Consider the following 25,669-nt stretch of genomic DNA (forward strand, 5'->3'; position numbering starts at 1 on the left):
TTCCTTTCAATACACTAATTTTCGCAAAAAAACAGAAAATTGTTTCACTAAAGCCGCATTTCCACATATTGCCGCAGAACTGGCAGCAGTTCCGACGTGAACCACGGGTTCTTCTTCAGCCAGCCGGTATTGCGCCAGCTTGGATGCGGCAAGGGAAGAATTCCGGGACCGGAATTCGCGTGGAGATAGCTGCGCCAGTCCTGCACCGTTTCCGTCATGGTCTTGCGCCGCCTTTCCCCCAGGTGAAACGCCTGCGCATATTGGCCGACAGCGAGGATCAGCTCCACCTGCGGCATCGCCGCCATTACCCGCTCACGCCATTGCGGCGCACATTCGCGCCGGGGCGGCAGGTCGCTGCCCTTCTCGTCATAACCGGGAAAACAAAAGCCCATGGGCACGATGGCGAAACGATCCGGATCGTAGAACGTCTGCCGATCGACGTTCAGCCACAGGCGCAGCCTGTCGCCCGAGGCGTCGTTGAACGGCAGCCCTGTTTCATGTACGCGAAGCCCCGGCGCCTGCCCTGCAATCAGGATGCGCGCCTTGGTCGACATGACGACCACCGGCCTGGGTTCGTGCGGCAGGCGATCGGCCATTCCCTTGAGCGGCTTGTCGCGACAGAGCCGACAGCGCGCGATTTCGCCGCGTAATCCGTCCAGCCCGTCATCACGCACCGGCGCCAGCTCAACCATGATCCCACCCCAGAAGATGACGGACAATTGTGAGAAAACCCCACGGCGGCGTTTCCAGATCCGCGCCGCGATGCTCCCGCCGCCATTGCGACGGTTTTTCGAATTCTCCCGCCCAGATTCCGCGTTCCCGCCTGCGCGCCGCCGCCTGCTCGCTGGAAAACTGGAAATAACCGGATGCGACGGCAAAACCCGCCGACACCATTTCCGACGAGACATCCCTGCCGCCGGCGGAACAATAAACCAGCCGCCGCCCGTAACTGTCCCTGGAACTGCCGGAACAGGAAAAGTCGGCCACCCCGGCCAGCCTTTGCAGAACACGACGCGCCTCCTCGCCGCACGGCCAGCTTTCGCTGCCACGCAGGCATGTCTGCGCAAGCTCGGGTGCATCGATGCCAAGCAGCCGGAAACGTTCCTCACCCATCGAGAGCGTATCGCCGTCGATCACGAAGAAGCGGCCGTTATAGGTCTCGCTGTTGATCTGGTCGAGCTTGGCGGCAATCAGAATGCCGAGAAAAACCGTGGCGACAAAAAGTCCGCCATCGCGAAATGCAGAAAAACGCCTGCTCTTGCCTCCATTTCGTCTCATGTAACAACAAACCCTTGTCAGAAATGGCAAACAAATCCTTTCCGAGCAGCATCTTCTTAAGATTTTGCGCGTAGTCTGCAAGGGTTCATGTCACCCTGCGTTGTAACAATGAGTAAAAGCGTCAGCACGTCCACCGACAAGATCATCGTCGACCGGTCGAAAAAACACCGCAACAAGGCGGTTTTCGACACGGTGAAGACGACGCGTGAACGCCTGCAACAAGGGGCCGGCGCAAGCGACGCCTATGAACGCGAAATGCTGACCATGCACATCGCCGAAACCCTGCAGGGCGCGATGATCATGCCGCTTTTCATCGTGCTCGCCTCCATCATCGGCCTTTACATCACCCGCGACATCAGTCTGATCATCTGGTCGTTGATGGCGCTGAGCTTCCACGCTTTCTCTCTGCTCTTGGCCAAGCGTGCGGCAAAACAGGAAATCACGGCCGACAATCTTAAGCGCTGGAAAAGCCTCTTCCTCGGCATGCAGATACTCATCGGCTGCGCCTGGGCGATGTTTGCGCTGACCGAACCGGTTCGCAACGACCCGACGCTCGTCCTTTTCTTCAAGGGCTCGACGCTGCTGATCGCGCTTTCGCTCACCGCCATGGCCAATTTCATGCTGCGGCGGGCGACCTTCATGACCTTTTTGCCGGTGCTTGCGGCTCTCTGCATGACTTCGGCAATCTCGCGCAATCCTTTCGATGTCGGTCTCGCGCTGATGTTCGGCATGGCCATCCTCTTCTGTCATCGCATCACCAGCCGGCTTTACCAGACCAGCATCAAGCTCCTGTCATCTCAGACGGAGAAAGACGACCTGATCGCCGAACTCGAAGTCGCCAATTCGATGTCCGACGAGGCGCGGCGACGTGCGGAAGAAGCCAATCTGGCGAAATCGCGCTTTCTCGCCTCCATGTCGCATGAGCTCAGAACCCCGCTCAACGCCATTCTCGGCTTCTCCGAGGTCATGTCTTCAGAGGTGCTCGGTCCGCTCAACAATCCGCTCTACAAGGAATATTCCGGCGATATCCACCGCTCCGGCCAGCATCTGCTCGACCTCATCAACGAAATCCTCGACCTGTCGCGCATTGAGGCCGGCCGTTACGATCTCAACGAGGAATCCATCTCCATGCTGGAAATCGCCGAGGACTGCATCGGCATGATCCAGCTGCGCGCCCGCGCCAAGAATATCCGGATTTCCCAGCAGTTCGAAAGCAGCCTGCCGCAGGTCTGGGCCGACGAGAAATCCATCCGTCAGGTCATTCTCAACCTGCTCTCCAATGCGGTGAAATTCACCCCGCAGGGCGGCGAGATTCTGGTGAAGGCCGGCTGGACGGCGGGCGGCGGGCAATATGTTTCGATCAGGGATAACGGCCCCGGCATTCCCGAAGATGAAATTCCGGTGGTGCTGTCCGCCTTCGGTCAAGGATCGATTGCGATCAAGAGCGCGGAACAGGGAACCGGCCTTGGCCTGCCCATCGTCCAGGCCATCCTCGCCAAGCATGATGGCCAGTTCATCCTGAAATCGAAGTTGCGCGAAGGCACCGAAGGGATCGCCATCCTGCCGGCAAAACGTGTGTTGCAGAGCCTGCCGGCCGTGGAAGAAACCCACGCCATCCAGCCGCGCCGGCGCTCCTTCGCTTGAGCCGCAAAGACGCTTTTAGAAGAACAGCATCGTCACCAGCGAATACAGCACGAAAAGTCCGTTCGCCAGCAACAGGCAGAAGACGGCAAAGGAGCCGAGATCCTTGGCGTGCCGTCCGACCGAGGAGATTTCCGGCGAAATGCGGTCCACCAGCTCCTCGATCGCCGTATTCAGCGCCTCAACCGAAAACAGGAGCAGCATCAGCACCGTGAAAACGAGAAGATGCGCGAACGGCGCGCCGGCCACCAGAAGCAGCGCGAGCCCCACGCCGAAGGCGAGAACTTCGTGCCGGAACGCCGCCTCCTGCCACAGCCGGCCAAGCCCCTGCACGGAATAGCGGGCGGCGGCAAAAAGATGCCGCCAGCCTTTTTCCTTGCGAAAGACGGGTTCCGGTTGCGGTTTTTGCGGCGTCGCGTCCATTTTTGACCTCAATGCTCGGTGGGCGGGCTGATGCGGGTGTCCACACCCGCCGCTTCGAACGTCGCCATGCCGGAATGGCAGGCGGCGGCGGCCTTGACGATACCGGCGGCAAGCGCTGCCCCCGTGCCTTCACCGAGACGCATACCAAGCGCCAGGAGCGGCGTCTTGCCGAGCTTTTCGACGGCGGCCAGATGGCCGGGCTCGCCCGAGACATGGCCGATCAGGCAATGGTCGAGCGCCGAAGGATTGGCAGCCTTGAGGAGAGCGGCAGCAGCCGTCGCCACATAACCGTCGATCAGGACGGGGATGCGCTGCACGCGCGCCGCAAGGATCGCACCGGCAATCGCCGCGATTTCGCGTCCGCCGAGACGGCGCATGATTTCGAGCGGATCGGACAGATGGTCCTTGTGGAACTCCACCGCGGCCTTCACGGCGGCGATCTTGCGGGCCATGACGTCGCCTTCCGAGCCGGTGCCGGGACCGGTCCATTCTTCCGCCGTGCCGCCATAAAGCGCAAGATTGATCGCAGCCGCAATCGTGGTGTTGCCAATGCCCATTTCACCGACGCAGAGCAGATCGGTGCCGCCGGCAATCGCTTCCATGCCGAAGGCCATGGTGGCGGCACAGTCGCGCTCCGAAAGCGCCGGTTCGCAGGTAATGTCGCCGGTCGGATAATCCAGCGCCAGATCGAAAATCTTCAGGCCAAGATCGTTTGCAACACAGATCTGGTTGATTGCCGCACCGCCTGCCGCAAAATTCTCCACCATCTGCTGGGTAACCGATGTCGGATAGGGCGTAACCCCATGCCGGGTGACGCCGTGGTTGCCGGCGAAAATCGCCACCAGCGGACGGGTGACGGCGGGCGAACGGCCGGACCATGCGGCGAGCCACATGGCGATTTCCTCCAGACGTCCGAGCGAACCGGCAGGCTTGGTCAGCTGCGCATTGCGCTCCTTGGCCGCCACAAGCGCATGGGTATCCGGGCCGGGAAGCTCGCGCAGCAGCGCGCGAAAATCGTCGAAGGGCAATCCGCTCATGCTCATGATATCTGTCTCTCTCATCGCCGGGTTGGCTTTCGCATCGGCTCATGCGTCCGGAACTTGTGTTTTCCGGCAAATCGGTCTTTGTTGCGCCTCTCATAATCGCGGATGCGCCGCGGAACAACCGGAAATGCAGCGACGGCAACGGAGAGAGCATGAAGGCCGGGGATTTTATAACAGATGTCATGCATTCCGTTGCCTTTCTCAGCCGCCTGCCGGTTCCCTCACGGTTTTTCGACAATACCGACGGCGTGTCGATGCGTCGCACTGCCCGCGCCTTTCCAGCCGCCGGCCTGCTGATCGCCCTGCCCGCCGCTTTCCTGGTGGTGGTTTTCGCCGGTTTCGACGCGTCACCGCAGCTCACGGGCTGGCTTGCCATCGGCCTGACAGCGCTCATCACAGGCGCATTGCATGAGGACGGGCTGGCCGACACGGCTGACGGTTTCGGCAGCGGCAAGGACAAGGCCCGCACCCTTGAGATCATGAAAGACAGCCGCATTGGCAGCTATGGCACCATCGCCATGGTCCTGTCCTTCGCGCTGCGCGCCACGGCACTCGCATCGCTGGTCGAGACCCTGCCGGGAAAAACCGCCGCCGCCTGCCTGATTGCCGCACTCGTCCTCAGCCGCGCCCCGATGGTGTGGCACTGGCAGTCCCTGCCCGCTGCCAAAACCTCCGGAATCGCTGCCGGCGCCGGCCAGCCGGGAACAAACGAGCGCAACATCGCGCTGGTGATCGGGCTGCTGCTTTTCACACTCTTCACGCTGCACGCCCTGCCTCTTCTGTCGATTGCCCTTGTGCTGGCGGCAGCCTTTCTGGCGGCGGCGTTTTTCGGCAGGCTCTGCGACAGCAAGATCGGCGGCCATACCGGCGACACCATCGGCGCCTGCCAGCAGATCACGGAGATCGTGATTCTCGTCGCCCTTGCCCTTGCAGCGTGACGGCCTGATATAAATCATCATGGAAACACCCTGCATTCATATCTGCCGCCTCGATGAAACCGTGAGCCTCTGCATCGGCTGCGGCCGTACGCTGGATGAAATCGGCGGCTGGGCGGGATATAGCGACGAGAAGAGGCGCGAAATCATGGCGTTGCTGCCGCAAAGACTGGCAAACCTGCCCAAGACCGCCAAGGAGACACATACCGCATGAACAGGCTGACCATCGTTCTCCTTCTGCTGGCCGTCGGCCTTGGCCTGCTTCTCATCAATCACGACGGCGGCCGAACGCTCGGTATCGACAATGATCAATTCGCCCACGTGCTTTATCTTCTGCCGATTGCCGGCCTGTTATCCGCCGGCATTCTGGCGGGAAGACGCGGCAGCCTCAGTACCGTCATCCGCCAGCTCGCTGTCTGGCTCGTCATCATTCTCGGCCTCGTCTCGCTCTATCTCTATCGCTACGATCTGCAATCCTTCGGCGACCGGCTGCTCGGCGGCCTGATGCCCGGTCGTGCCGTGGTAGTGACGACATCAGGCGGTGAACAGGAGATCGTGCTGCATAAATCGATGAGCGGCCATTTCGAGGCGAATGTCACCGTCGAGGGCAAGACGATCCATATGCTGGTCGATACCGGCGCAAGCTCGGTGGTCCTCGCCAATGCGGATGCGGCAGCAATCGGCATCGACACCACAAACCTCCGCTATACCGTACCTGTCATGACCGCGAATGGCCGCACGGCGGCTGCCCCCGTTACGCTCTCCGAAATCGGCATCGGCCCCATAGCCAGACGCAACATCCCCGCCCTCGTCGCGCAGGATGGCCAATTGGGCCAGAGCCTGCTCGGCATGAGCTTCTTGTCGACGCTCGGCTCACTGCAGATGCAGACCGATGAATTGCGTTTGCGGGATCGGTAAGCTTCTCTCGGAGAAGGCTCTTATCTTGCGATCAAACGCTTTCATCACAATATATGTGAAGTAACGAGGGAAAGGTTGGCCGACACTGACCGCTGAAACCGGCGGCTTACTCGCAAATTTTGTCACTTCGGCAAATCATTGACATGCCACACTGATCATGAGACAAGATTACATATTCAACGCGGGAGTTCTCAACATGATCGGTCCAGATCCTATCCTACTTTGATCTAAGCGTGCTTCCACTGTAAGAAGCGAAGCGTCGAACTATGGTTTCGGCGCTTTTTGTTTTTTTGAGATGCCCGGCGAACGGATTTTTCGCTTTAGTTTGTATCCCCTGTATTTTCGTTCCATCGTCTGCAAAAGATTCTCGCCGGTTTTCTTTGCCTCTTCCGCGTGTTCGTAGAGGCTGCGAATGGCACTTTCTCGACCCTCGAGTGAAATATTGGTGAAACTCTTCCGGTATATTCCATCTATCTTGGCGCGAATTTTATCCAGAACACCATAGAAATAGACGACATCGCCAATATACTCTCTTCCAGTGGCCGATATTGAATCGATATTCTTCAGATAGAAATGGGTGTGTCGTGCATCTGTAATGTGCGGAACGAAATCTTTGTTTTCCATGATACGCTCCCTGAAAGTCACATAGGAAATAGGCGCGGCAAGAAAGATCGCCATATCGGCTGTATTAAAGTCGATCTCAGCATAGAGAGACCTAATAAATTTCTCTTTTTCTCGGGACTTTTTCCAGAATCCTACCCCCACCGCTACAAACTGTCCAAGTATCCACAGTGTAAAAGCAGTGGACGCCGCGACCATCGCGGCGAGCAATTGCGGACTTTCAGATATTTGCTGCGTCGCTGACATGCAACAATCCTTTTAAATATAAATTATATTTACTTTTAATAAATGAAATATAAAAATCACAAACAAAATTAACAATATAAATATAACAATTCAAATGGCGGGCAACGGTTTTTTACACCAATATCGGGCTTGTTTCGACGGAAATATTGAGCAGGAACTCGACCTGAACCACGCTGAAATAAAATGCTCGCAGGAACCATTTTCCGAGAGATTTCTTTCTGTGCGATTCTTGTTCGACGAACCATCGCCCCTTGATTCCTCCCCATTGGATAAATTATGTTGGTTCCGTTCTCAGGGCGGGGTGCAATTCCCCACCGGCGGTATCGGGATTTTTCCCGGAGCCCGCGAGCGCTTCCGGTCTCCAAAGCCGGAAGGTCAGCAGATCCGGTGAGAGGCCGGAGCCGACGGTATAGTCCGGATGGAAGAGGACAAGGCATAGGACGCACGCGCGTGAGCGGGCTCCGCATTGCATTGTTCGCCCAAGGGATATTTGGCGCTTCTCTAAGCGCGAAAATGCCGCAAAACGGCATAACCCTTGAAAGGCTTGAAAGAAAATGACCATTGCTAGAATTGAAGACGCCATCGAAGCCATTTCCCGTGGCGAGATGGTGATTGTCGTTGACGACGAAGACCGCGAAAATGAAGGCGATATCATCGCCGCCTCCGACAGCATCACCCCACAACAGATCGCCTTCATGATGAACCATGCGCGCGGGTTGATCTGCGTCGCCATGCCGGGCGAGCGTCTCGATGCGCTCGACATTCCGCTGATGGTGTCGCGCAATACCGAATCCCTCAAGACGGCCTTCACCGTCTCGGTGGACTATATTCCAGGCACCACGACCGGCATTTCCGCCGCCGACCGGGCAAAGACTGTTCGCGCGCTGGTCTCCGAGGAATCGCGCCCGGAAGATTTCGCCCGTCCCGGCCACATCTTCCCGCTGCGTGCCAACCCTCAGGGCGTCCTTGGCCGCACCGGTCATACCGAAGCCGCCGTGGACCTCTGCCGCCTCGCCGGAAAATACCCCTCCGGCACCATCTGCGAAGTCGCCAATGACGACGGAACGATGGCCCGCCTGCCCCAGCTCAAGGTTTTCGCCGAACGCCACGGCCTGCTCGTCGTGACCATCAAGGACCTTGTCGCTTACCTCAAGGGCGAGGTTGTCGAGGAAGTGGCGCAGAAGCAGGTTGCGTGAGCTGCTGCTCGTGTTGTGAGTACGAAAACGCCCGGCGCAAGCCGGGCGTGAAATCGGTAACTGAAGTGCTGAAACCTCCCAGCTCCGTCATCCTCGGGCTTGACCCGAGGATGACGTGGAGTGTGGTGAACCGTCGGTTGGCACGGACGTCCATGTTTATCAGACCAGGAAGCTCAATACTTCCGCGTCGAAAACCCTACCAGCAGCAGAAACCGCCATCCACCAGCAGATCCACGCCCGTCACGAAACTAGCCGCATCTGACAGCAGGAAGATCGCCGGACCGACCATCTCATCCACGCCCGCCATGCGCTGCATTGGCGTTTGCTCTTCGAACAGCTTGGTCTGGTGCACCATTTCCGGCCGCGTATTCATCGGCGTCGCCGTGTAGCCCGGCGAGATGGTGTTGACGCGGATGCCGCGCCCCACCCACTCCATCGCCATGGATTTCGACATGTGGATGACGCCTGCCTTCGAGGCATTGTAATGGCACTGCATCAGCCCGCGATTGACGATGACGCCCGACATGGAGGCAATGTTGACGATTGCGCCGCGGCCGTTTTTCAGCATGGCATTGGCTTCCGCCTGGCAGGAGAGGAAAACGCCCTTCAGGTTGATATCCATCATCGTCTGGAACTGGCTTTCTTCCATCTCCTCGGCCGGATTGGCATTGGCGATGCCGGCCGCATTGACGGCGAGCGAAAGTGCGCCGAGTTCTGCCTCCGTGCGGGCAACCGCTTCAGTCAGCGCCTGCTTGCTGGTGACATCGGCAGCAATCTGGATCGACTTGCGCCCGGCCTTGGCGATGAAATCAGCCGTCTGCGCCAGACCGTCATCGGTACGGCGATCGAGCAGCGCGACATTGGCGCCCGACTGGGCAAGCCCCATGGCAATACGCTGGCCGATGCCCGAGCCGGCGCCGGTGACAAGCGCCACCTGACCGGAAAGATCGAACAATTTCGGCGCGTTGAGGGTGATGGTGGACATTTTTATTTCCTTCTTCAGATCGTCGCCAGTTCCATGACAGAGACATCGTTTGCTTCGTCGCGGTTGAGGATGCCGGCCTGTTTTCCCTGCGCGAGCACGAGAATGCGGTTCGAAACGCCCAGCACCTCTTCCAGATCGGAGCTGACGACGATGACGGCCACGCCGTCTTTCGCCAGACCGACAATGATATCGTAGATTCCCGCGCGCGCGCCGACATCGATGCCGCGCGTCGGCTCGTCCAGCACCACCACGCGCGGATTTCGGGCAAGCCATTTGGCGATGACCACCTTCTGCTGGTTGCCGCCGGAAAGATCGGAGGCAGGCTGTTCGCTACGGCCCTTGACCCCAAATCTGGCGATGGCCTCTCTTGTAAAGGCGCGCTTGATGCGCGGCGTGATCCAGCCGGTGCCGACACGGTCGAGATTGGCATAGATCAGGTTTTCACCGATCTCGTGCTCCACCACCAGCCCCTGCAACTTGCGGTCTTCCGGCACCATGACGATGCCCTTGGCGATAGCGTCTGCCGGGCTTTTCAGCGTCAGCACCTTTCCGTCAAGCAGGACCTCACCTGCAAAAGTCGGATCGGCACCGGAAATGGCCCGCACCAACTCGGTGCGTCCCGCGCCGATCAAACCGGCAATACCAAGGATTTCACCGGCGCGGACGCTGAAGCTGATGTCGCGGAAAGCATTGTCCGCGCCAGTCAACCGTTTCACTTCCAGCACCGTCTTGTCCTGCGGCTCCGGCAGCGCCGGGAACAGGCGTTCCAGCGAGCGGCCGACCATGCTTTCAACAATGGTGCGCACCGGCGTCGCGCTGTCGGCAAATTCATGCACCCGCTCGCCGTCGCGCAACACGACGATACGGTCGGTAATCTGTTTGATCTCTTCCATGCGGTGGGAAATATAGATGATGCCCACGCCCTCGGCGCGCAGCTTGCGCACCTGCTCGAACAGCGCCTGCGTTTCCGCACCGCCAAGCGCGGCCGTCGGCTCGTCGAGGATCAGGAGTTTAGCATCCAGCGCCAGCGCCTTGGCGATTTCGATCAGTTGCTGGTTCGCGGTCGAGAGACCCGCCACCTTGCGGGTTGCGGGAATGTGGAGGTTGAGGCGCGCCAGCTGCTGCTGGGCTCTGCGCACCATCTCGGCGCGGTCGACAACCCCGTTTTTCATCGGCCAGCGGCCAATGAAGACGTTTTCGGCGATGGAAAGCTCCGGCAGAAGCTTCAATTCCTGATGAATGAGGACGACACCCTTGTCGATCGCCTCGCGTGGCGACGACGGCGCAAAGGGCTCACCGAGCCACGTCATCTTGCCCTCGGACGGCTCACGCGAACCGGCGATGATGCCGGACAGCGTGGACTTGCCCGCACCGTTTTCACCCAGCAACGCGACCACCTCGCCCGGATAGACGTCGAGATCGACCGCTTTCAGAACCTCGAGCGGACCGTAACGTTTGCTGATGCCACGGAGCGAAAGAACCGGCTCGCGCATGACGGGACCTCCCAGGACATAATCGCAGTGGCGATACACCACGGCTCCGTGTCCGAAATTGCGTAAAGACAAACCAATGAATGCCCCGCGCATCCAGTCGGACGCGCGGGGCATAGGGATCAGGGATGGTTGGCGATGAAGCCTTCGACATTTTCCTTGGTGGTCAGCGTCGCATCGGAGAGCTGCACCGCCGGAACCTTCTCGCCGCCGACGATCTTGACCGCCATGTCAACAGCCATGCGGCCCATCTTCTGGGTCTGCTGTGTCGCAGTCACGTCGAACACGCCGTTCTTCAGCGCCTCAAGCGCGGCCGTGTCACCATCGAAGCCACCGACGACGATCTTCTGCGAAGGGTTGGCGACCTTGATCGCCTGTGCCGCGCCGAGCGCCAGACCGTCCGCCTGCGCAAAGACGATCGAGACATCAGGATTGGCCTGCAGCATGTTCTGCATGATCTGGAAGCCTTCGTCCTGGCTCCACATGTTGGACCACTGTTCGGCAACGATCTTCACGCCGGAATTGGCATTTACCGATTCCATGCAGCCCTTGGTGCGGTCGACTTCCGGTGTCGTGCCCTTCTGGCCGTGAATGATGACCATCTTGCCCGAACCGCCAGCCTGCTTGATGATGTAATCGCAAACCGCCTTGGCGGAAGCGACGGAATCGGTGGCGAGGAAGGTATCGCCCGGCGCGCCATCGGCATTGCGGTCGATATTGATGACCGGAACGCCGGCGGCTTTGGCAAGCTTCACCGGAACGGTCGCGGCGGCGGCACCGGCCGGGATATAGATCAGCGCATCGATATTCTGAGTCAGCAGATCCTGGATCTGGTTGACCTGCGTCGGGCCGTCGCCCTTGGCGTCGACGGTAACGACGGCAATGCCGCGCGTCTTGGCTTCGGCTTCGACGGCCTGCTTGATCTGGTTGAAGAAGTTCGCCTGCAGATTGGCGACGGCAAGGCCGATCTTCTTGACTTCTGCGGCATTGGCAGAGCCGAGCGACAGGGCGAGAAGGGCGGCGGATGTCAGCAGAATGCGTGAAAATTTCATGATTATTCCTCCATTTGTTGATTTTTGACCTTCGGGCAGATCAAACCTCCTCCCCTCCGGCCGTTTTTTCACGCCTCCCATGCCGGGAGGGTCGTTTATTGCGCGGACGGCTCAGCACCGTCCGCAGGCAAATTCAGCTTCTGCGGCGACGCAATGTTTCAGCACCCACGGCCAGCACGATGACCACACCGATGATGACCTGCTGGAGAAAGGGAGAGACGTTGAGCAGGTTGAGGCCGTTGCGCAGCACGCCGATGATCAGCACGCCGATCAGCGTTCCGCCGATGCCGCCCGCACCGCCCGAAAGCGAGGTTCCACCGATGACAACGGCCGCAATCGTATCCAGCTCGTAACCGAAGCCGCTGGAGGGCTGAACCGAGTCGAGACGTGCGGCAAGAACGATGCCGGCAAGACCGGCAAGAACCGCGCAGGCGACATAAACGCAAATCGTCACTAGCGGCACGTTGATGCCGGCAAGACGTGCCACTTCCGGATTACCGCCCACCGCATAGACGGTACGGCCCTCGGAGCGGAAACGCAGGAAAGCCCAGGAAACCAGCACCACGATCAGCATCAGTAGCACGGTCGCGGTCAGCACGCCGAAATGGCGCTCAATCGCCAGCATCATGAACCAGTCGGGAAACCCGACGATCTGCTGTCCGTCCGTGATCATGTTGGCGAGACCGCGCGCCACAGACATCATGGCCAGCGTGGCAATGAACGCCGGCACCCGAAAGGCCGTAACCAGAATACCGACAACAAGGCCGCAGGCGGCAGAGGCGATCAGCGCCAGCACGATGGCCATGCCCATCGGCATGCCCGCGACATTGGCCGTCCAGCCCATGATCATCATCGACAGCGCCAGCACCGAGCCGACGGACAGATCGATGCCGCCGAGCAGGATCACGAAGGTCATGCCAACGGCCATGATGCCGAGAACGGTGATCTGGTCGAGAATGTTGAGACCATTTCTGAGCGAGAGGAAATTCTCGCTGGCGAAGGTCAGAAACACGCAGAGCAGCAGCAGGCCCAAAAGAGGTCCGGTCGCGCCGCTCAGCCAGGCAAGCGGGCTCCTGGTATGCGTGACCCCCTCGTTGCGTTCAATCGCGGACATGGCTCCTCCCGGTGACTGCCTTGCACTTTTTAAACCGATTAGAATAATTATTCATGACCGGTGAAACATGCATAAGCCAGTTCCGCGAAGCTTGTCAATAGGGCGTTAATGGCAGAAGGGACCCTGCGGAGGATGGCAAGGCGGTCGACTTACGTTCCTGTCCTCATTCCTGTGCCAGTCACAGGAAACCAGCCGACGCGCGTCTACGCGGCGGAAGGAATCCTTTCGACCCCAGGACTTTGGCTGGCGGAATCCCTGTTACAAATACGGGGATGAGGACGCCGCGAATATCCTTCCGTAAGAAAAATTCTGCGACACCGGAACAGAGCGGCTCGACCGAAACAAGACAATCCACAATTCCGGCTTGACAGAAACGCCATCTCTGCAATTATATAAACATCTGTATAAATATTCACACGCATGTTTTGAAGAGGATTCCATGCAGCCCCAGGAGCTAGAGCGCATTGCGCGCCAGATTCGCCTTCGCGACGTACAGGCTGTTTTTGAAGCGGGTGCGGGCCATGTCGGCGGCGAAATGTCGGCTATCGACATCATGACAGCCCTTTATTTCCGCGTCCTGCGCATCTGGCCGGATGATCCGAAGAACCCTACCCGCGACCGTTTCGTGCTTTCCAAGGGCCATACGGCCTGTGCGCTTTATGTGACACTGGCCAAGCGCGGCTTCATTCCGGAAGAGGAAATCTCGACCTTCCTGCAGCCGAATTCGCGCCTCAACGGCCATCCGAACTGCAACAAGGTGCCGGGTGTGGAAACCAATACCGGCCCGCTCGGCCATGGATTGCCTGTTGCCGTCGGCATGGCCAAGGCGGCCAAGCTTTCCGGTGCGGACTATCACACCTATGTCATGACCGGCGACGGCGAGATGCAGGAAGGCTCCAACTGGGAAGCCATCATGTCCGCAGCGCAGTTCGGCCTGAACAATCTGACGCTGATCGTCGACCACAACCGCTTCCAGCAGGGTGCGGCGCTCTCGGAAACCAATGATGTCGCGCCGCTCCGCCCGAAGCTCGAGGCTTTCGGCTGGGAAGTGAGCGAAATCAACGGCAACGCCATGGCGGACGTCGTGCCGGCGCTGGAGCATCGCGGCGACCGCCCGCATTGCATCGTCGCCCACACCAACAAGGGTCACGGCATTTCCTTCATGCAGGACAGTGTCGACTGGCACCATAAGGTTCCGAGCAGGGAACAATATGAAATCGCCGTCAAAGAACTTTCGGAGACATTGTGATGAACGCGCCCGTAACCGCCGCCAAGCTGTATGACTGCCGCGACGCTTTCGCCGAGACACTGGAAGCGCTGGCTACCAACAATGACAAGGTCGTCGCCGTTTGCAACGATTCGGTCGGCTCTTCGAAGCTCGGCGGCTTCAAGTCGAAATTCCCCGAACGCCTCGTCAATGTCGGCATTGCTGAACAGAATATGGTCGGCGTTGGCGCCGGCCTCGCCAATGGCGGCCAGCTGCCCTTCGTCTGCGGCGCATCCTGCTTCCTCACCGGCCGCGCGCTGGAGCAAATCAAGGCGGACCTTGCCTATTCGAACGCCAATGTGAAGCTGGTCGGCATCTCCTCCGGCATGGCCTATGGCGAACTCGGCCCGACGCATCATTCCATCGAGGACTTCGCCTGGACCCGCGTTCTGCCGAACCTGCCGGTAATCGCCCCCTGTGACCGTATCGAAACGGCAGCCGCCGTCAAATGGGCGGCGGACTATGCCGGCCCCTGCTTCCTGCGCCTGTCGCGTGTCGGCGTGCCGGACCTGCTGCCGGAAGGTCACGTCTTCGAACTCGGCCGCGCCAACCTGTTGCGCGAGGGTTCCGACCTGACGCTGATTGCCAACGGCACGCTGACGCACCGTATCGTCAAGGCCGCCGACATTCTGGCCAGCCGCGGTGTCAAGGTGCGCGTACTGAACATGGCAACGGTGCGTCCCATTGATGAGGCGGCCATCGTAGCAGCAGCAAAGGAAACCGGCGCGATCCTGACGGCCGAGGAACATTCGATCTTCGGCGGCCTCGGTTCAGCCGTCGCCGAAGTCGTGGTCGATCATGCACCTGTGCCGATGAAGCGTCTCGGCGTTCCCGGCGTCTTCGCCCATACCGGTTCAGCCGAATGGCTGCTCGATGAATTCGGCATGGCACCGTCCGCCGTTGCCGATGCCGCTGAAGCGCTGATCAAGAGAAAATAAGGTCTCCTCCCAGAGTCGTCGCGTGTCTTCGGATGCGCGGCGACACCCTTTCTGCAATATCGTCGTTGAATCGCCGCAAGGCAGAAACGAAAAACTGCCGACGAAAGACCCATCATGCGCGCTATTTTGTCCATCGATCAGGGCACCACCAATTCCAAGGCCATTCTTGTTTCAGAAACCGGCGAATTGCTGGCGCGCGGCTCATCGCCCGTCGGCATCACCTATCCGCAGCCCGGCTGGGTGGAACAGGAGCCGCAGCGCATCTGGGCCTCGGTCTGCGAGGCAATCTCCGCCTGCCTTGCCGCCGCGCCCTCCGCCGTCGATGTCGCAGCCATCGCCATTTCCAACCAGCGCGAATCCGTGACCATCTGGGACGGCGAAACCGGCGAGCCGCTCGGACCAGTGCTCAGCTGGCAATGCCGCCGCACGGCGCAGGACTGCGCCGAACTGATCGAAAAGGGCCATTCCAAGCGTGTGATGGCGCTGACCGGCCTGCCGATTGACCCGATGTTTCCGGGCGCAAAAATGCGCTGGCTGCTGAAGCGCGCGCCGCAAGGCCGCCAGCTCCGCCTCGGCACCATCGATAGCTGGCTCATCCATCGTTTCACAGGGGGCAAGGTCCATGCCTGCGATGCCTCCAACGCCGCCCGCAGCCAGGTGCTCGATCTCAACCGCCAGGTCTGGAGCGAGGAGCTTTGCGAGCTCTTTGGCATCGACATCAACACACTGCCAGACCTGCGCGACAGCAGCGGCGATTTTGGCGTCACATCAGGCGTTCTCGGCATCAAGGACGGTACGCGGATCCTCGCCGCCATCGGTGACAGCCACGCCGCCCTCTTCGGCCATGGCGCATTTAACCCCGGCGACGGCAAGGTGACCTTCGGCACCGGTTCTTCCGTCATGACGACGCTTCCGCATTTCATCGCGCCCGAACGCGGCATCACGACGACCGTCGCATGGCGGCTGGGCGGCAAACCAACCTTCGCCTTCGAAGGCAATATTCTCGTCTCGGCCGCCTCCCTGCCCTGGATGACGGATATCCTCGGCCTGCCCGATGTCGCGGCCCTTGTCGAGCTTGCCGCCACTGCCGAGCCAAACGGCCCCGGTTTCGTGCCGGCCTTCGTGGGTCTCGGTGCGCCCTATTGGGATACGAATGCACGTGCGCTTTTCTCTCAGATCAATTTCAGCACCACCCGCGCCCAGATGGCCCGCGCCGTCACCGATTCCATCGCCTTTCAGGTCCACGACGTATTCGCCGCCATGCGCGCGCAATCGCCTTCGGGCTTTGGACGGCTGTTCGTGGATGGCGGGCCGAGCCAGAACCGTTTCCTGATGCAGTGCGTCGCCAATATGCTGGAACACCCGGTCATCCAGCGCGATGCGCCGGAAGCCTCCGCGCTGGGTGCGGCCTATCTCGCCGGCCTCGCCCTCGGTTTCTGGAGCGATCTTACGGCCATCGCCGCCCTTGCCAGCCAAGGCAACACGATCGCGCCGGCAAACGGCGAAAGCCGGCAGCGGCTTGGCATCTGGCGCGATGCGATTGCCCGCTCGACCTTGCCTGTAACCTCGGGTAATGGTGAATAAAAATTCACCCTGGAGGGCTTATGGGCAGGCTAAACGAACTTCGAATGATTTCCCGCGTGGCGCAGATGTATTTCAGCGAGCATAAACGTCAGGCGGAAATCGCCCAGCATCTCAACCTTTCCCAAGCCACCGTCTCGCGCATGCTGAAGCGTGCGGAGGCGGAAGGCATCGTCCGCACCAGCATCATTCCCCCGCCCGGCACCTATAGCGATCTGGAGGCGCAACTGCGCGAACGTTTCGACCTGCCGGAGGCCATCGTTGTCGATTGCAGCGAGGACCGTGACGGCGCCATCATGGCCCGCATCGGTGAAGCGGCGGCGCACTTTCTCGAGGTGACGCTGTCGCAGAACGAGATCATCGGCGTTTCCAGCTGGAGCCAGACGATCTTCAAGATGGTGGAAAACATCCACCCGCTTAAAGGCGCCAAGGCGCGTTATATCGTCCAGACGCTGGGCGGCATGGGCGATCCCTCGGTCCAGACTCATGCGACCCAGATCACCACCCGGCTGGCGCGGCTGACGGAGGCCGAACCAAAGCTGCTGCCAGTACCCGGCGTCGCCACTTCGCGGGAAGCCAAGCTTCTGATGCTCGCAGACCCCTTCGTGCGCGAAACCATCGATCTCTTCGGGTCCATCACTCTCGCCATCGTCGGCGTCGGCGCGGTGGAGCCATCGGAACTTCTCGCCCGCTCCGGCAACATCTTTTCCGCCAAGGAACTGGCCGATCTCGCCCAGGCAGGCGCCGTGGGCGACATATCTCTACGATTCTTCGACAGGCAAGGCAAACCGGTAAAGACGCCGCTCGATGACCGGGTCATCGGCCTGCCGCTGGAAAACCTCTCGAATGTCGACCGTGTCATTGCGCTCGCCGGCGGCTCGAAGAAGACAGAGGCCATTGCCGGGGCGCTCAGAACCGGTGTGATCGATGTGCTCGTCACCGACAAATTCACTGCCGAACGACTGGTCGGTCAGGAAACATAGCCAAGTTCCCATAAAGGAGGAGACATGAGGCGCTTTGAAGGTCAATCCGTATTCGTGACCGGAGGCAACAAGGGCATCGGTTACGGCATAGCCCGCCGTTTTGCCGATGAAGGCGCAAAAGTCGCCATCGCCTCAGTCGACAAGGACACGCATGACGCCGCCAGAAAACTGGCGGACGAAACCGGCACCGTTACCCATGGCGTCATCCTCGATGTGCGCGACGCGGCAGCGGTGCGCGAGGCCTATGGCGCCGCCGAAGAGGCGATCGGCCCGCTTTCCATTTCCGTCCAGAATGCCGGCGTCATCACCATTTCGAAAATCGAAGAGCTGACGCAGGAACAGTGGGACTTCAATCTTGACGTCAACACCAAGGGCGCGTTCCTCTGCTGCCAGGAAGCGATCCGCCGCTTCCGCGCAAGCGGCACCAAAGGCCGCCTCGTCAACACCGCCTCGGGCCAGGCGCGTCAGGGATTCATCTATACACCGCACTATGCCGCCTCAAAATTCGGCGTTGTGGGCCTGACGCAAAGTCTTGCCAAGGAGCTCGCGCCTGAGGGCATTACCGTCAACGCCATCTGCCCCGGCATCATCCACACCGAAATGTGGGACTATAACGACCGCGTCTGGGGCCGGATGCTGGGTGAGTACAAGCCCGGCGAGCTGATGGCCGAATGGGTGCGCAACATCCCCATGCGCCGCGCCGGAACGCCCGCCGAAGTGGCCGCACTGGTGGCGTTTCTGGCTTCCGACGATGCGGCTTATATCACCGGCCAGACGATCAATGTCGATGGTGGGTTGATTATGTCGTAAAGGGGCTTGCTAAAGCCTCTCCTCCGTCATCCTCGGGCTTGTCCGAGGATCTAATCACGTCCAATAAAATCAATCGGTTGCAGATCCTCGGGACAAGCCCGAGGATGACGTAGCGTGTGAGGGGAAGCTTTCCGCTATCTCTAACGATTGAGCCGTCAGTTGCGCAGCCTATACCCCGTCTTGAAGATCCAGCTAACAACACCGAGGCACAGCGCCAGAAACAGCGTGATCATCGCAAGGCTGATGGCGGGATTGACGTCGGCGATCTCATAAAAACTCCAGCGGAAACCGCTGATGAGATAAAGCACCGGATTGAAATGGCTGACCGTCTGCCAGAAGGGCGGCAGCATGTCGATGGAATAGAAGCTGCCGCCAAGGAAAGTCAAAGGCGGCACCACCAGCATGGGAATAAGGTTCAGCTGCTCGAAATTCGTCGCCCAGATGCCGATGATGAAGCCGAACAGGCTGAAACTGACAGCCGTCAGCACGAAAAACAGCACCATCATGAACGGATGAGCAATCGTGATATCCACGAAGAAGGTCGCCGTTATCAGAATGATCGTCCCGATCATCAGGCCCTTGGTCGCCGCCGCCCCGACATAGCCGGCGACAATTTCCGTCATCGATACGGGCGCGGACAATATCTCATAGACCGTGCCGGTGAATTTCGGGAAATAAATGCCGAAGGACCCGTTGCCGATACATTGCGTCAGCAACGTCAGCATGATGAGACCGGGCGTTATGAAGGCGCCATAGGAAACTCCGCCAACTTCCTGAATCCGCGAACCGATCGCGGTTCCGAAGACGATGAAATAAAGGGAGGTGGAAATGACGGGCGAGACCACGCTTTGCAGCAGGGTGCGACGCGTGCGCGCCATTTCGAACAGATAGATGGCCTTGATGGCTTCGAAGTTCATTTCTGGCCTCCCACCAGCGAAACGAAAATATCCTCAAGCGAACTCTGCCGCGTGGAAATATCCCTGAAATGGATGTTGGCGGCGAAAAGGGCATTCAGAACATCCGCGATGCGGACCTGCTCGCCATTATCCTCGATTTCATAGGTGATGGTGGAGCGGTCATCGGAAAGCGTCAGACCGAAGGGCGCAAGACTGTCAGGCAATTGCTCCACGGGCTGGGCAAGCTCCAGGAAAAGCTGCTTGCGGCCGAGTTTTTTCATCAGCGCCGTCTTTTCTTCCACCAGCAGCAATTCGCCGCCATTGATGACGCCCACCCGGTCGGCGATTTCTTCCGCCTCTTCGATGTAATGTGTGGTGAGGATGATGGTGACGCCTTTGGCGCGCAGCTCGGAAACCACATTCCACATGTCGCGGCGCAGCGCCACATCCACACCGGCCGTCGGCTCGTCAAGGAACAGAACCTTCGGCTCATGCGCCAGCGCCTTGGCGATCAGCACGCGCCGTTTCATACCGCCGGAAAGCTCCCGCAGCATATTGTCCTTCTTGTTCCAGAGCGACAAGGATTTCAGGATACGCTCGATCAGCTCCGGGTTCTTCTTCTGCCCGTGCAGGCCGCGCGAGAAGCTGACGGTGTTCCACACCGTCTCGAACTGGTCTGTTGTCAGCTCCTGCGGCACGAGGCCGATCAGGGCGCGGGTCTGGCGAAAATCCTTCACCACATCGTGCCCGCCGACAAGCACCGAACCTTCACCCGGATTGACGAGACCGCAGACAATCGAGATCAATGTCGTCTTGCCAGCACCGTTCGGACCGAGAAGAGCGAGGATTTCCCCCTGTTTGATATCGAGGCTGACACCTTTGAGCGCCTGAAAGCCGTTTGCGTAGGATTTTGTCAGATTCCGTATCGAAACAATGGCATTCATGGCGAATTCTTTCGAAAAAACCGAGTAAGATGATCGCCATATAGACCGCAGAGGTTGCAAATGCCACCCCAGCGGACCGAACACTGCGTTCGGCAGAGACGGAAAATCAGCTGTAGATGCTATAGAAAAACTGCGCTGCGACGAAGACCAGAAATACCCCGAAGGCCCGCTCCAGCTGCTTTTTGCTGAGCGCATGGGCGAGCCTAGCGCCATAGGGCGCAACGACAAGCGTGATGGGGATCAGCAACACCACGGCGATCCAGTTGATGAAACCGGTGGAAAACGGCGGCAGGCCCGCATCACCCCAGCCAGCCCAGATGTAACCCAGAAGCCCCGGCAGCGAAATCAGCACGCCGACACCGGAAGAGGTGGCGACCGCCTGATGGATCGTGCGTCCGTAAAGCGTCATGAAGGTATTGTTCATCACCCCGCCGCCCACGCCCATCAGGCCGGAAAAGAGCCCGATGCCGGTGCCAACAAGAAAACGGCCCGGATTTTTCGGCAGGTCGGAGCCGAGATGCCAGCTCGCCCGGTTGAAGATCATCCGGAAGGCGAGCACCAGCGCGATGAAGGCGAAGATCAGCCGCAGCGCGACGCTCGAGGCATGGGCAGCAACCACGGATGCGAGGATGGCGCCGAGCGGCACGGCGACAATCCAGCCCTTCAGCAGATCGACATCGACCGCGCCCTTTTGACGATGCGCCAGGAACGAACGAATGGAAGTGGGCACGATGATGGCAAGCGACGTGCCAAGCGACAGATGCATGCGCACCGCCTCCGGCACATCCAGCAGCCCAAAGACCTGGTAGAAGACGGGCACCAGCACCGCGCCGCCACCAATGCCGAATAGCCCCGCCAGAAGACCGGCGACCACACCCGCTGCCGCAAGCGCCGCAGCAAAGACCATCAGCTCTGAAACAGGGGGCATAAAGGCAGGCTCCCGAAGGCCGTTGTCACAAACATGTGACCCTCATAGCGTATCTGAAAGGTGCGGCAAGCCATGTTGGCCGCAGGTCAGTACGGTGCGATGTCTTTTGCCGCTATCCGCGCCGGATGGACCACTCTATGGGATCGTTTTCCCATTGCATGCCCTTGCAAAGACGCCGATATCCCCCCGATAAGGCTGTCTTTTTCAACCGGCCTTCGGGCCGGTCTTTTTTTGGGGTGTGACGGGCGATTATCGAGTTAGCGGGTAGAGAAGCATCCTCAACCGTCGTCATTACGGCCTTATCCAAAAATCCGCCGCCTATGTCATCGGCGGCAGCCCGATAACAAGCCGCACTCCGTATTCGACGTCATCCTCGGCCTTTTGCCAAGGATCTGCCAACATATCGCCAATAACGACGTTGCAGTTACTCGGTACAGGCCCGAGCATGACGGCGGAGACGCTTTCAAACTCAGCCGTTAACGTCCACCAGCGCGGCCTAATCGCAATGCCTGTAACCTGACTTGCGCGTGCGCAAGTCGAAATGAAAATGGTTCCAGTGGTTGGGATCGCTGCCCGGCCCGAGAACGGTCGAGAAATATTTGCAGCTGTCAGACCTCACCGCCTTCAGCAGCGCTTTTTCGCGGAAGGCGAAGAAGCTTTTCTTGCGAACATCGATTTCCTTGCCGTTCTTCAGCGTGATGGTGCCGATATCGATGGCATTACCGCGTGCATGTTCTGACCACGGGTTGCTGGAGCGCGAATTCATCTTGCGGCAGGAATAACCGCCCATCGGCGTGATACGGCCGACGCCCGAAAGATAACGGAAGCGGGAGGATGGCACGAGCTCGAACTTCACCCATTTGGCGAAGGCAAGCGTGACCTGGCAATTGAGCTTTACTGCCGGCCGGACGGCGACACCACTGGCGAGGCCACTGAGTTCGATCGGATAGTCGATACCGCAGGTCGGACCGTCAGCAATACGCGCGACATCACGGAAAGCGACGCCGAGACGGCGAAGTTCGGAGCGGCAGGCAACTTCGGAAGGCGGCATGACGCCGGGCGGCATGGACCGGTTGCTTTGCAGCCCGCCGCCCGCCATCGGATTATCAGGCATCAGCATGGCCACTTCTTCCACCGGCTGGCGACGGGAAGAGGAGCCGAGCGGCGGCGGTGGGACGAGCCGCGATTGGCTGGCCCGTTGCGTCTGGCGGGCCGGAGAGACGGCGACGGGATTATCCGTACCGATACCATCCACCACCGGCTGCGCTGAAGCGCCTTCGGCGATATCCGCATCCTGTTCTTCGGCAAGTCCGCGAACCGGCTCCACGCCCAGCATGGAATCCATATTCACGCCGCCTTCACCTTCGGCGATCTGGTTGCTGGCCATCTGCTGCGCCGGCATCGCCTGGCCCTGCATGGTCTGCGCCGGCGCAGTTGTATGGCCGCTGGCCGCCATGCGCGCCTGATGCTGGGAATCGAGTGTCGAATAACCCTTCCCGCCCTGCGGCGATTGCAACAGGGGGTCCTGCGAAGCGTAAGGCTCCGGCATCGGCTGTGAGACGGCGGCAGGATAATCGGTAGCCTGCCCGGCCCGCTCGGCCTGATACACCGCACCAGCCGGCGCGCTGTAACCTTGCTGCCGCGAGGAACGGATGGCGCTGACGCGCGTGGTGCCATCCACCTCCGCCGGCGGCACGAGGCCCTCCGCCGAACACGACACCATGACCGTGGAAATCATCAGCAACGTCACAAGACGACGCGGAAGGGAAACATACGCCATACGAGAACCTGTACCTTCAGCGGCCGCAATTCGCGGCAATACAGGATAAATTTTAAAGAAATGAGGTAAACGAAACCTTATTGGTTGCCGGAAATAACGAATGGCTGGTTCTGAAGGCTCAAAACAAAAAGGCGCGGCCAGGACCGCGCCTTTCAATCAGATCTAGATGCCTGACATTACGCGGCCCGCGAAACCTCCCGCCCCGCACCATGTCCAAGTTCGAAACGCGAAAGCAGCGAGCGCAGCTGGCGGCTTTCCTCGGCGAGCGTCTGGCTGGCCGCCGTCGTTTCTTCCACCATGGCGGCATTCTGCTGTGTCATCTGGTCCATGTGGTTGACGGAGGTGTTGATCTCCTGCAGGCCCGTTGCCTGCTCGCGCGCGGCCGTGGCGATGGAGTTCACATGGCCGTCGACACGATTGACCAGCGCCACGATCTCCTCCAGCGCATCGCCCGTCGAGCGCACGAGTGCGACACCGCCGCCGACTTCTTCGGCCGAACGGTTGATAAGGGTCTTGATTTCCTTCGCCGCATTGGCGGAGCGTTGCGCCAGTTCGCGAACCTCCTGCGCCACCACGGCAAAACCACGCCCGGCCTCACCGGCACGCGCCGCCTCCACACCGGCGTTCAGCGCCAGAAGATTGGTCTGAAAGGCTATTTCATCGATGACCGAGATGATCTGGCCGATGCGTTTCGAAGATTCCTCGATACGGCCCATGGCGTCGACGGCATTGCGCACGATCTCGCCCGAGCGGCCGGCGCTGGTTTTCGTGTCCTGCACCATCTGCCGGGCCTCGTTGGCACGCTCGGAAGCGGTACGCACCGTGGCGGTGATCTCGTCCAGAGCAGCCGCTGTCTCCTCCAGCGCCGCCGCCTGCTGTTCGGTCCGGCGGGAAAGATTGCCGGTCGCACCGCTGATGTCGGAGGCGCTGTCATTGACCACATGCCCGGTTCTGGCGATCGCCTCGATCGCACCGTGCAACGCACCGACGGCACGATTGAAGTCCATGCGCAGCTTTTCGTAATCCTCGCCAATATCTCTGAGTGAGACGGTCAGATCGCCATTGGCAAGCGCTTCGAGCGCATTGCCCAATTGCTCCATGGCATGCGCCTGCCGTTCGGATGCGGAGCGTAGAACCATCTCGTTACCATGCCGCTCCTCCTCCAGCGCCCGCTGCTGATCCGCCTCCCGCGCCTGCAGCGCGCTGCGCTCATTGACGCTGTCGCGCAGTACCAGCAGCGTCTTGGCAATCGCGCCGATTTCATTGCGACGGTCGGCGAACTGGATATCTGCCGCGCCGTCACCATCGGCGATCCGTCGCATGCTTTGGCGGATGAGGTCGATCGGCCGCGTTACGCTCCGCACGACGGCTGCTGCCACGCCAATAACCAGAAGACCCGCGGCGATGCACAGACCGCCGTTAAAATAGACCTCGCGCCAGAACACCGATTCAAGATCGTCAACATAAACACCGGTGCCGACAATCCAGCCCCAGGGAGCGAAACCGGCGACATGGGAAAATTTCTCGACCGGCTCCGGCGCACCGGGCTTCGGCCAGTAATAATCGACAAAGCCCTTGCCGCCCGCCTTGACCGTGTTCACGAACTCGACAAACAGCGCCTTGCCGTTCGGGTCCTTGTTGGCGGTAAGGTCCGTGCCATTCATCTCGGGCTTGATCGGATGCATCACCATTTTGGGATGCATGTCGTTGATCCAGAAATAGCCGCTGCCATTGCCATAGCGCATGGCCGCAATGGTCGTCTTGGCCTGCTGTTGTGCCGCCTCCCGCGACAGGCTTCCGCCCTGCTCCAGCCGGTAATATTGATCGAGAATGGCAACAGCGGTTTCGTTCATGGCCGCGAGGCCGGATTTCCGTTCGCGCTCCATTTCACTGTAACCCTCAAACAGGCTGAATGTCAGCGCCGCGACCAATATTGCCAGAAACAATGCGACCAGCGCATAAAGGCGCATAGATATCGTTACGTTTTTCATGTTCCCCCTCGACGTCGCTGATGCACTTCGACCAGCTGATGTTAAAGGGAAAAACTTTATTATTATTAAATACACCTATTATACGTCGGTATTATTCTTCTATCCTCATATTCCTTGGCGTTTTTATGCCGGACAGGCACAGCACGCGTGAATTTTCAAACCAGCTGGCGGCATTTAAAGACACCGTTAACCGTGTGACTCCTATCTTCTTTGACCGAAATTACTTTACAGGGAGGCGCGCGATGGCCCGGCCGAATTTTCGCTATACGCATTATGACCTGAAGGAATTGCGGGCAGGCACCATCCTTGAAATATCCCTGTCCGCCGTCAACAATGTCCGGCTGATGACGGGCGCCAATTTTCAGCGTTTCACCGAACTGCTCGATTTCAAATATCTCGGCGGCGTCGCGAAAAAATCGCCGATCCGCATCGCCGTTCCCGAGACATTGCACTGGCATCTGGTGATCGATGCCGAAGGCCATAGCGGCCTGGCGGAATCCTCGGTCAAGATGCTGCCCGCGCAGCCCCAGGCGGCGCCACATCGCAAGGCGTCCTGATCGCATTTACAAACAATCAGTTACGCCCATTTTCCGACTCAATCTACCAGCG

General features: G+C 59.6%; 25 protein-coding genes and 1 riboswitch. Of the genes, 11 read left to right on the top strand and 14 right to left on the bottom strand.

The window, feature by feature from the left end:
- Positions 1-47: 47 nt before the first annotated feature.
- Both ACQZ48_RS07930 and ACQZ48_RS07935 read right to left on the bottom strand, forming a co-directional pair.
- Positions 48-692, bottom strand: a complete 645-nt coding sequence (locus ACQZ48_RS07930) for a uracil-DNA glycosylase family protein (protein WP_162520293.1) — start codon at positions 690-692, stop codon at positions 48-50.
- Positions 685-1,278: a thermonuclease family protein gene (locus ACQZ48_RS07935; RefSeq protein ID WP_142911478.1), complete on the bottom strand. Its 594-nt coding sequence runs from the start codon at positions 1,276-1,278 to the stop codon at positions 685-687. Before ACQZ48_RS07935 ends, ACQZ48_RS07930 begins: the two co-directional genes overlap by 8 nt.
- Before the next feature lie 108 nt (positions 1,279-1,386).
- On the opposite strand from ACQZ48_RS07935, the gene pdhS2 reads away from it, so the two are divergent.
- On the top strand, positions 1,387-2,922 hold the full coding sequence (pdhS2, locus tag ACQZ48_RS07940) for a two-component system sensor histidine kinase PdhS2 (RefSeq protein WP_077983806.1): 1,536 nt from the start codon (positions 1,387-1,389) through the stop codon (positions 2,920-2,922).
- 15 nt (positions 2,923-2,937) lie between these two features.
- Here pdhS2 and ACQZ48_RS07945 read toward each other — a convergent pair whose 3' ends face one another.
- Positions 2,938-3,342, bottom strand: a complete 405-nt coding sequence (locus ACQZ48_RS07945; protein WP_448728722.1) for a diacylglycerol kinase — start codon at positions 3,340-3,342, stop codon at positions 2,938-2,940.
- An 8-nt stretch (positions 3,343-3,350) separates the two neighbouring features.
- Positions 3,351-4,385, bottom strand: coding sequence for a nicotinate-nucleotide--dimethylbenzimidazole phosphoribosyltransferase (gene cobT / locus ACQZ48_RS07950; RefSeq protein ID WP_448728723.1), 1,035 nt, complete (start codon positions 4,383-4,385; stop codon positions 3,351-3,353).
- A 152-nt stretch (positions 4,386-4,537) separates the two neighbouring features.
- On the opposite strand from cobT, the gene ACQZ48_RS07955 reads away from it, so the two are divergent.
- Genes ACQZ48_RS07955 through ACQZ48_RS07965 form a run of 3 tightly spaced genes read left to right on the top strand, consistent with a single transcriptional unit; the run spans position 4,538 to position 6,238 of the window.
- On the top strand, positions 4,538-5,323 hold the full coding sequence (locus ACQZ48_RS07955; protein WP_321186475.1) for an adenosylcobinamide-GDP ribazoletransferase: 786 nt from the start codon (positions 4,538-4,540) through the stop codon (positions 5,321-5,323).
- Between the two features lie 19 nt (positions 5,324-5,342).
- On the top strand, positions 5,343-5,534 hold the full coding sequence (locus ACQZ48_RS07960; protein WP_137410623.1) for a DUF1289 domain-containing protein: 192 nt from the start codon (positions 5,343-5,345) through the stop codon (positions 5,532-5,534).
- Positions 5,531-6,238 (top strand): TIGR02281 family clan AA aspartic protease, encoded by a 708-nt coding sequence (locus ACQZ48_RS07965; protein WP_077983810.1) that lies wholly within the window; start codon positions 5,531-5,533, stop codon positions 6,236-6,238. Before ACQZ48_RS07960 ends, ACQZ48_RS07965 begins: the two co-directional genes overlap by 4 nt.
- A gap of 264 nt (positions 6,239-6,502) precedes the next feature.
- On the opposite strand, the gene ACQZ48_RS07970 is transcribed toward ACQZ48_RS07965, so the two are convergent.
- On the bottom strand, positions 6,503-7,105 hold the full coding sequence (locus ACQZ48_RS07970) for a hypothetical protein (protein WP_443388336.1): 603 nt from the start codon (positions 7,103-7,105) through the stop codon (positions 6,503-6,505).
- Between the two features lie 283 nt (positions 7,106-7,388).
- Positions 7,389-7,539, top strand: a riboswitch (FMN riboswitch).
- Between the two features lie 120 nt (positions 7,540-7,659).
- Here ACQZ48_RS07970 and ribB point away from each other — a divergent pair.
- On the top strand, positions 7,660-8,301 hold the full coding sequence (gene ribB / locus ACQZ48_RS07975; protein WP_077983812.1) for a 3,4-dihydroxy-2-butanone-4-phosphate synthase: 642 nt from the start codon (positions 7,660-7,662) through the stop codon (positions 8,299-8,301).
- 196 nt (positions 8,302-8,497) lie between these two features.
- On the opposite strand, the gene ACQZ48_RS07980 is transcribed toward ribB, so the two are convergent.
- The 4 genes from ACQZ48_RS07980 to ACQZ48_RS07995 form a co-directional block, all read right to left on the bottom strand.
- Complete coding sequence (locus tag ACQZ48_RS07980; protein WP_065115987.1) at positions 8,498-9,286, bottom strand: SDR family oxidoreductase; 789 nt, start codon at positions 9,284-9,286, stop codon at positions 8,498-8,500.
- Positions 9,287-9,300: 14 nt separating this feature from the next.
- On the bottom strand, positions 9,301-10,779 hold the full coding sequence (locus ACQZ48_RS07985; RefSeq protein WP_448728724.1) for a sugar ABC transporter ATP-binding protein: 1,479 nt from the start codon (positions 10,777-10,779) through the stop codon (positions 9,301-9,303).
- Between the two features lie 119 nt (positions 10,780-10,898).
- Complete coding sequence (locus tag ACQZ48_RS07990) at positions 10,899-11,828, bottom strand: sugar ABC transporter substrate-binding protein (RefSeq protein ID WP_173989411.1); 930 nt, start codon at positions 11,826-11,828, stop codon at positions 10,899-10,901.
- 133 nt (positions 11,829-11,961) lie between these two features.
- A complete protein-coding gene (locus tag ACQZ48_RS07995) occupies positions 11,962-12,942 on the bottom strand; it encodes an ABC transporter permease (protein ID WP_077983816.1) in 981 nt (326 codons plus the stop codon).
- Positions 12,943-13,381: 439 nt separating this feature from the next.
- Here ACQZ48_RS07995 and ACQZ48_RS08000 point away from each other — a divergent pair, with 439 nt between their 5' ends.
- The 5 genes from ACQZ48_RS08000 (at position 13,382) to ACQZ48_RS08020 (ending at position 18,521) form a co-directional block, all read left to right on the top strand.
- Positions 13,382-14,191, top strand: coding sequence for a transketolase (locus ACQZ48_RS08000; protein ID WP_448728725.1), 810 nt, complete (start codon positions 13,382-13,384; stop codon positions 14,189-14,191).
- Positions 14,191-15,147 (top strand): transketolase family protein, encoded by a 957-nt coding sequence (locus ACQZ48_RS08005; RefSeq protein ID WP_448728726.1) that lies wholly within the window; start codon positions 14,191-14,193, stop codon positions 15,145-15,147. Before ACQZ48_RS08000 ends, ACQZ48_RS08005 begins: the two co-directional genes overlap by 1 nt.
- Positions 15,148-15,261: 114 nt before the next feature.
- Positions 15,262-16,731 carry an FGGY family carbohydrate kinase gene (locus ACQZ48_RS08010; RefSeq protein WP_448728727.1) on the top strand — a complete coding sequence of 490 codons (1,470 nt, stop codon included), beginning with the start codon at positions 15,262-15,264 and terminating at the stop codon, positions 16,729-16,731.
- Positions 16,732-16,751: 20 nt separating this feature from the next.
- Positions 16,752-17,711: a sugar-binding transcriptional regulator gene (locus ACQZ48_RS08015; protein WP_162520294.1), complete on the top strand. Its 960-nt coding sequence runs from the start codon at positions 16,752-16,754 to the stop codon at positions 17,709-17,711.
- Positions 17,712-17,735: 24 nt separating this feature from the next.
- Positions 17,736-18,521: an SDR family oxidoreductase gene (locus ACQZ48_RS08020; RefSeq protein WP_191217963.1), complete on the top strand. Its 786-nt coding sequence runs from the start codon at positions 17,736-17,738 to the stop codon at positions 18,519-18,521.
- Between the two features lie 155 nt (positions 18,522-18,676).
- Here ACQZ48_RS08020 and ACQZ48_RS08025 read toward each other — a convergent pair whose 3' ends face one another.
- The 5 genes from ACQZ48_RS08025 to ACQZ48_RS08045 all read right to left on the bottom strand — a co-directional run bounded on the left by ACQZ48_RS08025 (position 18,677) and on the right by ACQZ48_RS08045 (position 25,060).
- On the bottom strand, positions 18,677-19,438 hold the full coding sequence (locus ACQZ48_RS08025; RefSeq protein WP_077983822.1) for an ABC transporter permease: 762 nt from the start codon (positions 19,436-19,438) through the stop codon (positions 18,677-18,679).
- The gene (locus ACQZ48_RS08030) at positions 19,435-20,361 is read right to left on the bottom strand and encodes an ABC transporter ATP-binding protein (protein ID WP_077983844.1); all 927 of its coding nucleotides are present in this window, start codon (positions 20,359-20,361) and stop codon (positions 19,435-19,437) included. The genes ACQZ48_RS08025 and ACQZ48_RS08030 overlap by 4 nt, the downstream gene beginning before the upstream one ends.
- A gap of 106 nt (positions 20,362-20,467) precedes the next feature.
- Positions 20,468-21,289 (bottom strand): sulfite exporter TauE/SafE family protein, encoded by an 822-nt coding sequence (locus ACQZ48_RS08035; RefSeq protein ID WP_137410627.1) that lies wholly within the window; start codon positions 21,287-21,289, stop codon positions 20,468-20,470.
- Between the two features lie 496 nt (positions 21,290-21,785).
- A complete protein-coding gene (locus ACQZ48_RS08040; protein WP_191217962.1) occupies positions 21,786-23,069 on the bottom strand; it encodes an extensin-like domain-containing protein in 1,284 nt (427 codons plus the stop codon).
- A 176-nt stretch (positions 23,070-23,245) separates the two neighbouring features.
- On the bottom strand, positions 23,246-25,060 hold the full coding sequence (locus ACQZ48_RS08045; protein ID WP_191217961.1) for a methyl-accepting chemotaxis protein: 1,815 nt from the start codon (positions 25,058-25,060) through the stop codon (positions 23,246-23,248).
- Positions 25,061-25,302: 242 nt separating this feature from the next.
- Here ACQZ48_RS08045 and ACQZ48_RS08050 point away from each other — a divergent pair, with 242 nt between their 5' ends.
- Positions 25,303-25,617, top strand: a complete 315-nt coding sequence (locus tag ACQZ48_RS08050; RefSeq protein ID WP_080790415.1) for a DUF1883 domain-containing protein — start codon at positions 25,303-25,305, stop codon at positions 25,615-25,617.
- The last annotated feature ends 52 nt before the right edge of the window (positions 25,618-25,669 follow it).

The sequence above is a fragment of the Agrobacterium sp. 22-209-1 genome (genome assembly GCF_053522485.1).